This window comes from Rummeliibacillus pycnus (assembly GCF_044359855.1).
Classification (GTDB): domain Bacteria; phylum Bacillota; class Bacilli; order Bacillales_A; family Planococcaceae; genus Rummeliibacillus; species Rummeliibacillus pycnus_A.
Genome location: NZ_CP132291.1, coordinates 639,484 through 652,550 on the forward strand (window position 1 = coordinate 639,484; position 13,067 = coordinate 652,550).

At 32.3% G+C, this 13,067-nt stretch carries 13 protein-coding genes and 1 other annotated feature (1 of these 14 running past the window's edge); of the genes, 6 read left to right on the plus strand and 7 right to left on the minus strand.

The annotated features are described in order from the left end of the window. The first annotated feature begins 1 nt into the window (after position 1). The gene (locus Q8X41_RS03065; protein WP_397538795.1) at positions 2-478 is read left to right on the plus strand and encodes a DUF1641 domain-containing protein; all 477 of its coding nucleotides are present in this window, start codon (positions 2-4) and stop codon (positions 476-478) included. Positions 479-496: 18 nt separating this feature from the next. Then, positions 497-1,543, plus strand: a complete 1,047-nt coding sequence (locus Q8X41_RS03070) for a P-loop NTPase (RefSeq protein WP_397538796.1) — start codon at positions 497-499, stop codon at positions 1,541-1,543. Between the two features lie 83 nt (positions 1,544-1,626). Here the strand turns inward: Q8X41_RS03070 and Q8X41_RS03075 are convergent, their stop codons facing one another. Further along, entirely contained in the window at positions 1,627-1,914 is a 288-nt protein-coding gene (locus Q8X41_RS03075; RefSeq protein WP_397538797.1) for a hypothetical protein, read from the minus strand. Between the two features lie 319 nt (positions 1,915-2,233). Then, a complete protein-coding gene (locus Q8X41_RS03080) occupies positions 2,234-2,743 on the minus strand; it encodes a DUF3916 domain-containing protein (protein WP_397538798.1) in 510 nt (169 codons plus the stop codon). 267 nt (positions 2,744-3,010) lie between these two features. Between Q8X41_RS03080 and Q8X41_RS03085 the strand changes: the two genes are divergently transcribed. The 3 genes from Q8X41_RS03085 to Q8X41_RS03095 are packed head-to-tail and all read left to right on the plus strand — an operon-like array spanning position 3,011 to position 4,937. Next, entirely contained in the window at positions 3,011-4,012 is a 1,002-nt protein-coding gene (locus Q8X41_RS03085) for a permease (protein ID WP_397538799.1), read from the plus strand. Next, positions 4,009-4,539 carry a DUF1980 domain-containing protein gene (locus Q8X41_RS03090; RefSeq protein WP_397538800.1) on the plus strand — a complete coding sequence of 177 codons (531 nt, stop codon included), beginning with the start codon at positions 4,009-4,011 and terminating at the stop codon, positions 4,537-4,539. Before Q8X41_RS03085 ends, Q8X41_RS03090 begins: the two co-directional genes overlap by 4 nt. Positions 4,540-4,571: 32 nt before the next feature. Next, on the plus strand, positions 4,572-4,937 hold the full coding sequence (locus tag Q8X41_RS03095) for a TIGR03943 family putative permease subunit (RefSeq protein WP_397538801.1): 366 nt from the start codon (positions 4,572-4,574) through the stop codon (positions 4,935-4,937). Between the two features lie 534 nt (positions 4,938-5,471). On the opposite strand, the gene Q8X41_RS03100 is transcribed toward Q8X41_RS03095, so the two are convergent. Both Q8X41_RS03100 and Q8X41_RS03105 read right to left on the minus strand, forming a co-directional pair. Next, positions 5,472-6,656 (minus strand): GTP-binding protein, encoded by a 1,185-nt coding sequence (locus Q8X41_RS03100; RefSeq protein WP_397538802.1) that lies wholly within the window; start codon positions 6,654-6,656, stop codon positions 5,472-5,474. A 105-nt stretch (positions 6,657-6,761) separates the two neighbouring features. Then, positions 6,762-7,964, minus strand: a complete 1,203-nt coding sequence (locus Q8X41_RS03105; protein WP_397538803.1) for a GTP-binding protein — start codon at positions 7,962-7,964, stop codon at positions 6,762-6,764. 428 nt (positions 7,965-8,392) lie between these two features. Between Q8X41_RS03105 and Q8X41_RS03110 the strand changes: the two genes are divergently transcribed. Further along, entirely contained in the window at positions 8,393-8,878 is a 486-nt protein-coding gene (locus Q8X41_RS03110; RefSeq protein ID WP_397538804.1) for a DinB family protein, read from the plus strand. Between the two features lie 224 nt (positions 8,879-9,102). On the opposite strand, the gene Q8X41_RS03115 is transcribed toward Q8X41_RS03110, so the two are convergent. The 3 genes from Q8X41_RS03115 to tyrS form a co-directional block, all read right to left on the minus strand. Further along, the gene (locus Q8X41_RS03115; protein WP_397538805.1) at positions 9,103-10,569 is read right to left on the minus strand and encodes an amidase family protein; all 1,467 of its coding nucleotides are present in this window, start codon (positions 10,567-10,569) and stop codon (positions 9,103-9,105) included. Positions 10,570-10,683: 114 nt separating this feature from the next. Next, positions 10,684-11,037, minus strand: coding sequence for a hypothetical protein (locus Q8X41_RS03120; protein WP_397538806.1), 354 nt, complete (start codon positions 11,035-11,037; stop codon positions 10,684-10,686). A gap of 676 nt (positions 11,038-11,713) precedes the next feature. Then, a complete protein-coding gene (tyrS, locus tag Q8X41_RS03125; protein ID WP_397538807.1) occupies positions 11,714-12,928 on the minus strand; it encodes a tyrosine--tRNA ligase in 1,215 nt (404 codons plus the stop codon). A 77-nt stretch (positions 12,929-13,005) separates the two neighbouring features. Then, positions 13,006-13,067: a binding site (T-box leader), on the minus strand; it runs 181 nt beyond the window's last position.

The following is a 13,067-nucleotide window of genomic DNA, read 5'->3' on the forward strand; positions in this document are numbered from 1 at the left end:
AATGGCTACACCAATTACAACAATAAATAAACAACAATTAACAGAAGAACAACATAAGGAACAAAAGCTAGAGAATTTAAAACAACTACTTTCTGAGAATGAAGAAACTGTTAATCAAGTCTTTACTATCATGGCAGAGTTAAATGATATCGGAGCACTTGAAGCAGCTACAAAACTAATTGAAGCAAAAGAAGAAGTAGCTCATATTGCACTTGGTCAATTGACTCGTGAGCCTGTTACTAATATCATCAACAACTTAATGGGAGTTGCTGGAGTATTAACTGAAATGAACCCAGAAACGACAACAAAACTTGTTGAGAGTTTAAATACTGGCTTAGATGAAGCAAACAAAGCCGTAGAGTCTGATGAAAAAGTTAGCGTCTTCAAATTGGTAAAACTGTTAAAAGATCCTGATATCAATCGTGCTCTAAACTTTGGCATTCACTTCTTAAAAGGGCTTGGTAAAGGTTTAAAATAGGAAGGTGATTTCTTTTATATGCTAACAAACGACAACATTTTAAATGCACTGAAGAAAATTGATGACCCTGAACGTCATAAAAGCATCTTCAACTTGAATATGGTTCGTAATATTCAGGTTGATGGTACGCATATCTCACTTGACATTATTTTAACCATTCAAGGTTGTTCACTAAAGACAAAAATTCAACAAGATATTGAACAGACTTTAAAAGAAATTGGTGCTTCAAGTATCTCGATTAAATTTGATTCAATGACACAAAATGAACGTCACAGTTCAACATCTTCTTTAAATTCAAAAAGTGCGTTAGATAAAGATATACCTAAAACGTTTCTACTTAATTCTAGCGTCAAATTTATTGCAGTTACCAGTGATAAAAGCGGTGTCGGTAAATCGACAGTCACGAATAGTTTAGCTGTAGCCCTTGCCCGTCTTGGAAAAAGAGTTGGTATTTTAGATGCAGACAATTATGGCTTTAGTTTTCGTACCATGATGAATACCGATCATAAACCAACAATATTTGATCAAACAGCTATTGCTGATGAGAGTGATGATATAAAAATTATGTCAACGGGCTTTTTTACAAAATATAACCAACCTGTCATTTGGAGTAGCTCAATGCTCAACAAATGGATTCGCAATTTCCTTGTCAACACAGTGTGGGGAGAATTAGATTATCTCCTACTAGATTTACCACCCGGTACAGGTGATGCCACCATTGATGTGGTAGCAATGATTCCACAAGCACAAGAAATAATTGTAACAACACCTCAGAATGCTGCTTCTCATGTTGCATCTCGTGCAGATCTAATGGCTCAACATACCAAACATACAATTCTTGGTGTTGTTGAAAACATGGCTTACTTTGAAAATTTAAATGGTGAAAAGAATTATTTATTCGGTCAAGGTGATGCCGAAAAATTAGCAGATGCACTTCATACAAATGTCATTGCTCAAATACCATTTGCTCAGCCTGATGAAAAGACAGGTTCTTTTGGTTTTGACGAAAACTCAATTTTAGGTGAAGTATTTACCCATCTAGCAAAAGATATTATTTATCAATAACATACAAAAAACCTGACTCGTTCTTAATCGAGCCAGGTTTTTTCTATATTTAGTGTTTCACTAACACTGCCCTACTATCTATTTTAATAACCAGCCTTTTTTAAAACCTGCATAAAATAAAAGCGATATGTATTTCTGACAAAGGTGTCTAAAGGCAAGCCAACATTCAATTGATACTTTGTAAAAATAAAATAAAATCTTTTATCCCATTTTAAACGTAATAATTCTCCTGCATCTTCACCATATTTCTCCGTAAATTCCACTATTAAAGGTTCAATCATATCGTAACAATAGTCTTTTAAACTTGCGAGAGCTTCGATATCTCTCTCCTTTTGAAAACGCGTAATCCAATCTTCTAATTGCTCGTTCATTATTGAAATCCAACCTTCTTTTTACTGAGTTTCTTCCTATTTAATTATACCTCTTTTTATCATTTCTCGCTTCGCTTGTTTCTTAGATATTTAATAAAGCTATAAATTGTAGCGGTAGCTTTATTAAGTAAACTCAATTAACTGAAAAGTGGAATGGAACGAAATAATCAATATTCATATTGAATGGAAAGTGTAATTACACAAACATTTATAGTATATATCTGCTATTGAATCATATAAATATAGCTTTTTTAACATCCCTCTTCATTATTGTTGTTTTTCTGGCTAAAAAAGGGACATAAAAGATTTCCCTTTAAGTTTAGTTTATCTCCCCTATAAACCAAATTTCACCTTCATAGTGGTATCCATCCTCATCAGTAATTACTTCTTTAAAGCCTGATATTTGCAAATCATTATGAACAGATAATCCCCATTCAGTTTGAATGTTTCTATTATTAGATAACTGAAGCCACTTTTGATATTCGTCATTCCTATCGAAAAAATCTTTAAAATAGGAATCACCTTTAAATACAATAATTTGCGAACCCCATAAATCAGGTAAATCAACTGCGACCACTACTCGAAATTGTTCATCATCATTTGGCTTCAATCCAATTAGATGTACAGCTCTATCCAATAGTGTTTGAATGCAGAGTTGTTTGATTTTTTTGGGCGTTTTGTAGGAACTTATAAAATCTTGGGCAACTGGTAGATGCAGGTGCCAATAAGCATTGTAAAATTCTGTTGGAAACTCAAACGTATTTTCTTCAATTCGTTTAATCAAATTATTAGATTTCCGTTTAATTCCTCGAACTTTTTTCTCCCGCATTGTATTTCTCCTCCTTTTATTTAATATAACTTAACATTCTAAGTCTCTAACAGTGGTATCGTCATCTCGGTGCTTGATAATATCCAAAAATTGAAACCAACTCAAATAATGGTCAAGTTATTTAGAAGCCATGCTAATTTACATTACTTGTTACCCTAATTATTTTTAGTAATAACCAAATGTTTATTAACATATTTTATTCTAATAAGTAATCATTACGCTTTACAAAATGACGACATCTATACTAGATTCATTTAGGAGGTTAATATGGATAAAAACGTGGATAAATACTTAATTAATATTTGGTTTATTCTAGTTCTATTTTTAATCCCATTATTTTTCTTAAGCTACAATACACAGCTAATTTCTAATTCTTCACTTATGAACCTTAATACTATATTTTTAAGTATTCTAATTGAGGCTCTACCTTTTGTATTAATAGGTGTTCTTATTGCAGGGTTTATCCAAATCTTTTTAACAGAAGAGCTTATTCAAAAGTGGATTCCTAAAAATAAATTTATGGCTGCCATAATGGGTTGTGCCATTGGGGCATTATTTCCTGCTTGTGAATGTGGAATCGTTCCTATTGTTAGGAGATTAATTTTTAAAGGCGTCCCCCTACACGCTGCAATAGGTTTTATGTTAACAGGCCCTCTTATTAATCCAATTGTAATTTTTTCTACTTATATGGCATTCGGAAACAATTTAAAAATAGCTGTTTTGCGGATGATATTAGGATTTCTGATTGCTATTATAGTATCTTTGATAATCTGCCTACTCTTTAAAGGTTCACAATTCAAAGCAAAAATTAATAATGATAAGACACTAAAAAAAATTGAACAACAACCTTTCGCTAAAAAGTTCTTTAATATGTTAAAACATTCAATTGATGAATTCTTTGACATGGGAAAATACTTGATAATTGGTGCATTTTTAGCTGCTTTTGTACAAACATATGTATCTACAAAGGCACTAGTTGAAATAGGAAATGATTTAGCTTCTTCATTATTCGTGATGATGTTTTTAGCATTTATTCTTTCCTTATGCTCTTCAGCTGATGCATTTATCGGCGCATCATTTAGTTCTATTTTCCCTACTACGTCTATACTGGCATTTTTGATTTTGGGGCCAATGATTGATCTAAAGAATACGATTATGTTACTAGGAGTTTTTCGTTTTAAATTTGTAATAGGCTTATTAATTGCAATAATTTCCATAATCTATTCTATTTTATTTATACTCTCAGGATTTATCGGAGGGAACATATGAAATTTCACTTTCAGCAAGCTATTAGAGCCGTTATTTTACTAGCTTTTTCTGCCATGATTTTCAACCTACATTTAACCGGAGAAATAGAAAAATTCACCAATCCAAAATATAATGGTTTAAGTAAAATTGTGGCTATTTTATTTCTTTTTTTGTTTGTTGTTCAATTTACTAGAATTTTCTCGTTATCACACAAAGATCACCTTCATTCACATAATTGTTGTGTTCATCATTCTCATAACAAATTACAATCCAATTCAAAAAAACTATTCTCATATTTTATCATTACCGTTCCTTTGCTTACTGGTTTTCTAATACCCGCAAAAACTCTTGATGCTTCTATAGCCGAGAAAAAAGGTGGGGTTATGATAATCTCAAAAAAAACGCAAAATACGAAATTAAAAGAATATGCAGAATCAGTCACATCTAATGAATCTATTGGCGAAAATCTTTATGGAAATGAACATACTGTAGATCCTAGCCTAATAGTTGAAAGACAAGAGATTCCAGAAAAAAATATAACCGACTAAAAAAGAAACTTTCAGAAGGCTCTATTATTAATATGACTGATAATTTTTATACTATTTATTACGATGATATAATTGATAATCCATCAAAATATAAAGGGAAAACAATTAAATTAAAAGGCTTTGTATTAAAAGAAGATGATTTTAAGCAGAATCAGTTGGTAATCTCTAGATTCTTGATTACACACTGCATAGCAGATGCAAGTATTTTAGGATTTCTTTCTGAATTTCCTGAAGCTTATAATTTAGATGAAGATACATGGATTGAAGCAATTGGAACAATCGATATAACCACATACAATGATGCTAGTTTGCCAATTATTAAGGTTGCTAGTTGGAAGAAAATTAAAGAGCCTAAGAAACCTTATATATATCCAATTGATATTCTTATAAGTCCTTAAAACACACTTATTAGCTACTGTATTGACTAACTCCAAAAGAGTATTATAAACAAATGTAACCCCAGAATATTTGATAAAAAATTATCAATATTTTGGGGTTATTCAACCGAAAATCAAGATTTATTGCTCGATTCTATCATTCTATTTAATAATTATCGCGAAATTCCTTCATATATTTTATCAATTCCATCATAGAATAATAGCTATCCAACACAGAACCAAAGATTGGCAGGTATGCGTCCGGTTCAATACCCTATTCACACCAGCCAATTACCCCATTGTTCTTATTGACTATTTCGATTATTCCTCTGATTTAATAATCCAAACTTAATTTCACTAACAAATGTAGACCCCAATAGAAGCACACCATAATTTCATATTATTTAATAATCTTTGGATTCAGAAAACATAGTTTTGCCATAAAGACTCACCTTTTCTAATATCATATCCTTCAGCTGATTAACTAAAATCAACTTAAATTTATAAATAGAAAAAAACTGAGTGCAGTGGAGTTTGCACTCAGTTGATGAACTATCAGTCTTGATGAACGATAAATTTAGGAAGTGGATCATTCAATTGAGACCAATCTTGTGTCATTTCTATATCAGTTAATAAGCATTGGTCTAATTCTTCTTCAATTTGATGTCGATTTATTTCTACTCCAATCCAAACAATTTCTGTTTGTCGATCTCCATATACTGGATCCCATTTTTCTTTTAGGATGGGTTCTTCACGTAGTTCTATCTCTTGTTCTTCAGGAGATAAATCGGCGATCCATTGCCCAGCTCCTTGAAATTGAATAGATACTCCAGCTTGTGAAATCATTCCTGGCATATTTCGTGTTGCCAACCAAAAGAATCCTTTTGATCGGACAATTTCAGAAGGTAGATTATCTAGCCATTCAAACCATCTTTGGGGATGGAATGGCCGTTTTCTTCGATAAACAAATGATGAAATACCATATTCCTCTGTTTCAGGAGTATGTTCTTCGTTTAACTCTTTAATCCAACCAGCTCCTTGACTCGCTTCATCGAAATCAAACAAATGACGATTTAGTAGTACATTTAGTGAAATCAATCCATTCCGAACAATATGTTGCTCGGCTGTTGGATTCATTTTTTTTATAAAAGCTTGGAACATTTCTAAATAATCCGGTGTCACTAAATCCGATTTCGTAATACATAAAATATTCGCAAATTCGATTTGATCAATTAGTAAATCAGAAACGTCACGTTGGTCATAAGGGTCATCAGTTTGATGACGCTCTAATAATGTTTCGCCACTTTCATAGTCATGCCAGAAACGATTAGCATCAACGACTGTGATCATCGTATCCAGATAACAATGTGACGTTAAATCAATTCCGGTTTCTTCATCAATATACGAGAAAGTTTGTGCAACTGGAATCGGTTCACTGATTCCTGTCGATTCGATGACAATGCCATCAATGTCACCTTGTTCTACTAATTTTTCCACTTCAATCAATAAGTCTTCACGCAATGTACAGCAAATACAGCCATTTGATAGTTCTACTAGTTTTTCAGTCGTTCTTGAAAAGCCTTGATTTTCAACAAGCTGCATATCAATATTTACTTCACTCATGTCATTAACAATAACAGCTAGTTTTCTTCCTTCGCGATTTTCTAATAAATGGTTTAATATTGTTGTTTTGCCTGCACCTAGATAGCCACTAAGTACAGTTACTGGTATTTTATTCATACTATTCTCCAATTCTTTTAAATAATAATTCTTTTGATTTTTTATAGAGTAATGTTAATAATTTTCCTAAAAAGCCTATTATAGTGTGTTTGTTTCTGTGGTCTGTTATCTCATTTCCCAACTAAAAGGATTTTCCAATGTACGCCAATTACTATTGAACTCTTCTTCTGTTAAAAGACATTTATCTAATTGTTTTGTAATTTCATCTTTTGGTAGATCCATACCTATAATGACTAATTGCGTATTACGATCTCCAAATTCCGGATCCCATTCATCCATTACTTCGGGATTTTGGATAATAATTTTTTCTTGCTGCTCCTTCGGCAATGCAGCAACCCAGTAAGATATCGGTGAAATATTAATAGCAGAACCAGCTTGTGAGAAGAGAATAGCGATATCATTATGAGAAGCACTCCAGATGATTCCCTTTGAACGAACAATTTCAAGGGGCATATTCTCCGCCCAGTCTTTAAATCGTTTTGGATGGAATGGCATTGTTCTTGTATAGTTAAAAGCACTAATACCATATTCTTCTGTTTCTGGCGTATGGTTTTCATGACCTATTTCAAGTTCTCTTAACCACCCTGCAGAATTGGCTACACGATCGAAGTTAAATCGTTTTGTGTTTAAAATTTCATGTGGATCAATTTCACCATGAGTTATACGAATAAATTTAGCTTCCGGCTGCAATGTTCGTAAGACCCTTTCAAGACGTTCTAGCTGCTCCTCTGTTACTAAATCGCATTTATTCAAAATAAGAACATCACAAAATTCAATTTGGTCAATTAGTAAATCTGCAACATCTCGTTCATCTAATTCACCAGCAGCTTCTTTTCGATCCAACAAACTTTCGCCGGATTGAAAATCAGTCCAAAATCGATTTGCATCAACGACTGTTACCATCGTATCTAACGAGCAACTCGCTGTTAAATCAATACCCAATTCTTCATCGATATATGAAAATGTCTGAGCAACAGGAATTGGTTCGCTAATACCTGTTGACTCAATAACTATGTAGTCAATATTTCCTCGCTCAGCAAGTTTTTGAACTTCAATCAGCAAATCCTCTCGCAATGTACAACAAATACAACCATTTGATAGCTCAACAAATTTTTCTTCTGTTCTTGAAATACCGCTTCCTTTTTCTACAAGTGAAGCATCGATATTGATTTCACTCATGTCATTCACAATAACCGCAACACGTAAATTTTGTTCATTTTGTAATACATGATTTAAAATGGTTGTCTTCCCTGCACCCAAATAACCACTTAAAACAGTAACTGGAATTTTTCTATTCAAAAATCTCATCCTCCTAAATAGTAATTGTTACGATTTAAAAAAATCAAAAAAATATAATGTTCTTTCTTGCATTCGAGTACTCTGTATCAAAAAGATTATTCTTCGTTAATTTTTGTAGAATGAATTTTATATCTCCTGATTAAAAGCAATCTAAAAACATATAAATCCCATTCATCAAATAGTAATGGTTACGATTTATAATCTTATACTTCTTTACTGACTTTGTCAATAATATTCTTATTAATGAGCTTTACTCTCCTTTTAGCTTAAAATTTTTTTGTATCTTTACTCACTTTAAGCCATACCATCATAAAAAGTTGGTATTGGAAATATGACCTTTTAACCGGGATGCAGAAATAAATGTTGCCGTTAAAGGATTATTTCCACAGGATAAAGAATATATAGTAATAAAAGTCAGAAAACTGGAGAGTGACGACATGATTCATGATATAAAGGAATATGTAAAATATTTAGATGGGATCCATAAACGAACGATGCAATATGTGAAAGTAATACCTAATGAACTCCTAGATTGGAAGCCTTCTGATGATAAATTTTCTACAGGTGATTTATTGCGACATATCGCATCATCTCGATTGATGTTTCTTGGTATATTTGAATATGGTTCGTGGACATACACTGGACATGATACTGATAAAGGGGCATCTATTAAGGATATTTCCAATTATTTAGAAGAATGTCAGATTAAACTAACAGAGGGTTTATTAAAAGTTGGAAACGATGTGTTGACAAAAAAGGTTATGACCCTGCATGGTCATGAAGTTAGTGTGTGGAGAATACTTATGGCAATTCCTGAACATGAAATCCATCATCGTGGACAAATCTCTACATATTTACAAATGAATAAAATTGAACCACCTCAAATTTTCGGATTAAAAATTGAGCAAGTTAAAACATTATAATTTTTGAACGAGTCAAAGCTACACAAAAAATCGTATTTAAGAGGAAAAATCCTTTTAAATACGATTTAAAACAGTATACATCTTTTTTGTATAATATAGAACTTTATTGTTACTTAACATTATTTACTTGAAGAAAATCATCAATTAAGCTAAACGGGCCTTATTCTTAAAAATTCCGATATAATGTTTTTTCTCTCTCGGATATGATACTAAGATTTAGTGTCTTATAATTCCGGTGCTTTTCTGCTTTTTGTTGCTTGTTCAAAAGCAAATGCAAGCTTAATTAATGTTCCTTCACTAAAAGCTGTACTTGCAAAAGTAATACCAAAAGGTCTTCCATTCTTCATATAGCCTGCAGGTACTGCTATAGATGGATACCCTGCCTTAGCACTTATAGTGGAACCAATATAAGATGGAAATAATATTGCATCTAGATTATATTCTTTAAGTGCATAATCAATGCCCATTTCTTGAGACAGATACAGATCATCTAATTTCGCATTCAAATATTCAGGATCTCTTAAAGTGTTTGTTAAAAATTGTCTTTCCTCCAATTTATCTTGACCATATTTTAATGCTTGTCCTTCATGTTTCTTGTTAAATTCTATTAATTCTTTAATAGAATGTACTGGAATGTAGGAAGGTAATCTAGATAAATAATTTTCTAAGCTATGTTTTAGTTCATATTTATTTACACCCCAACTCCAATCACTATAGAAAGAAGGAATTTCGATATCTTCAATAACTTCTGTTCCTTCATTTTTTAAAATTTGAATCACATTTTCAAATAAATTTTCATTGTATTCTCCAGAGTTATAATATTCATTAGAAGCTTTATTGAATACACCAATTCTTGCTCCTTTTAATCCTTTAGAATCTAAGAAGGAGGTATAATCATGACTAGCAATTCCATCACTTTTATATGTAGCTGCATCAAGTTTATCAACACCTGTTAAAGCACTTAATAAAATAGCTGCGTCAGTAACTGTTCTTGCAAAAGGTCCCGCAGTATCTTGTGAATAAGTAAATGGAATAATTCCTGTTCTACTGATTAGACCAACTGTGGGCTTAATGCCAACTACTGAATTTTGAATCGCTGGACTAAGAATAGAAGCATCTGTTTCCGTACCAACAGATAACACTGTGAGATTTGCAGCAACTGCAACTGCAGATCCTGTGCTCGATCCCCCAACAAAAAGGTCTGCATCACCATAGGGATTTAATACTTGCCCTCCCCTTGCACTATAGCCTGCCCACATTTTAGTTGCCATTCCATTAGCTAGTTCTGTCATATTTGTTTTACCCATTATTACTGCACCTGATTGACGTAGTTTTTCCACAAGAAATGCGTCGCGATTACTAAGATAATTTTCTAGTGCAAGTGTTCCAGCACTCGTATGCATGGAATCATTAGTTTCAATATTGTCTTTCAAAAGAATCGGTATGCCATGTAAAGGCCCTCTTATGCCCTTTGTTTTTCTTTCATGATCTAGTGCTTCTGCAATAAATATTGCATCAGGATTAATTTCCAGAATAGAATTTAATTTCGACCCACTCTGATCATACTTGGCAATTCTTGAAAGATAATACATAACTAACTCTTTCGATGTTATTTCACCTTTTTCTAGAGCAGATTGGATTTCATAAACAGTTAATTCTTCTTTAAAAAAATCGTTAAATTTAATTCTCATATGCTTCCCCCTATAATTTTATTGCGGAATATTAACATTGTTGACCATATATTACTGCACTAATAATTGAAAAATTGTCATACATATCGCTTGAATTTTTGAAATAACGGGAGATTATGGGTTACCTTTTTTTGAAAAATTTACGAAAGCCCTTATGATCAGTTGTCCAATACAAGTAATTCCGGCAATCCAAACTACAGCAATATCTCTTCCAAATGGCGCAAACCAATAATCTTCTTTTATCCATAGTTTCGCTAATATAATAGAAATTACACAAGAAGCTATTTGGGATACTATTACATTACGCTTTTTCGTATGTACAGACAAAATACCAGTTATGAGGATATAAAAAATCCAAGTTAAAAATAAATATTTCGCTTCTTCCCCTTTAACGTGTTGCCCATATTCATAAAAATGAAATAAAAATGCTACTGGAATAAGAGATAAAAGATAGTATGTATATTTCAATATAAGGCACCTCTTGCTTTACTTAATGGTTATTTAAAGTACAAATAATAAAACTGTTTAGATACACTTTCAATCAATTTCATATTCTAAGTCTTGCAAAAAGTTCGAACATGCTACCTTTTTTAAAGCTCTGTTTGAGTAAATGTGGGAAAGCAAGAGAGGCCGCAAATTTTTATATCTGCTTTTGAATGAAGTGGAATTAGCTCCGCTTTCCGTGGGCGAACTGACGAGCCTCCTCGCTTCGCTCCGGGGTCTCGTCTAGCTCGTTTTCCCACAGGAGTCTCTGCTAATTCCACTTCAACCAAGATGGGCATACAAGATTTTCATTATAAAAATTAAGCTTTTTTTACTTTTTTAGCGACCTCAAAGCAAGAGCGAAAGGAGCCATGGGCTGAGCAACATCTAGAAAGCCTAACTCCTCCCCGGAAAGCAACCTCCTTTCTCAAAAACTAAGGAACTAATATTCCATAATTTAATACTATGAACTGAAATTCATAATAGTTATTTTTTAAATAAAGATTGTAACTGCAATTTTGAAATTAATTATATTTTTTCACTATATATACTTCGTTTATTCTAACTTATATTCCTAATTTTTACAAAATGAGATTATAATAAAAAAACTCTCGCCTCTTAGCGATATAGTTTTAGAAAACAAATATTCCATCTTAGACCTTTATTTAATAAATTTTATGAATCGTTTCTTCCCAATTTGTAAAAAATCGTCATTCATTAAAATTTTGTCAGTTTCATCTTCTGTAATTTTTTCACCATTTAAAGAAACGCCATTTTGTTTAATTAATCGCGTAAATTCACTTTTACTTTTAATATAGTCTTTAGCAATTAAAGAAGGAATAATATCAAGTACAGATTCTTTTCCTATTTCAATTAAAATGGAGGGAATGTTATCAGGGATTTGTTTCTTTTGAAATGCTGTTTCAAAATATTGCTTTGCCCTCCTCATAGCCTCTTCCCCATGGTATAAAGTAGGAATAATTTCTGCCAATTCTAGTTTTATATCTCGTGGATTTTCACCTTTTGATAATCTATTATTCAATTTCTTAATCACTTTAGGATGCTCATCTGTTGCAAGTTCAAAGTATTTAATAATTAATGCATCAGGCACTTCCATTACTTTTTTGAACATTACCTCTGGTGCTTCATTTACTCCAATATAATTTCCTAAGCTTTTACTCATTTTTTCGATACCGTCTAAACCTTCTAATAACGGCATGAAAATGGCGATTTGTTTTTCGAGCCCTAAATGCTTTTGTAATGTACGTCCCATTAATATATTAAACGTTTGGTCTGTACCTCCTAATTCAATATCAGCAGAAATTTCGACTGAATCATACGCTTGCATTAATGGATAGAAGAATTCATGGATACCAATTGGTACTTGATTGTTATATCGTTTTTGGAAATCATCACGTTCTAAAATACGCGCAACAGAAGTTGTTGCTGCTAATTTGATGACTTCTTCAAATGTTAATCTTGATAACCACTCACTATTAAAACGTATAGTTGTTTTTTCTTCATCTAATATTTTAAAAATTTGCTTATAATAGGTTTTAGCATTTTCCTTTACAATTTCATCACTTAATGCGACGCGACCTTTTACTTTTCCTGTTGGGTCTCCTATACGACCTGTAAAATCACCAATAATAATGACAACGCGATGTCCTAAATCTTGCATTTGTTTAATTTTTCGTAGAACTACAGCATGCCCTAAATGAATGTCTGGGGCAGAAGGATCTAAACCAAGCTTAATCGTTAAAGGTTTTTGTTCTTTAAAAGAATGTTCCAATTTTGCTAATAACTCTTCTTCATTAACTATCTTGTCTACACCCTTTTGAATAATCTCTAATTGTTCCTCTGGTTTTAAAAACATACAATACAACTCCTTAAATTTGAATTAATATTGCAAGTTCTATAAGAGCAAAATAAAAACGCCCTTTAGGAATTAACCTAAAGGACGTGTATGAACGTGTTACCACCTTAATTTAAGAGTTATTCACATAACCCTTCTC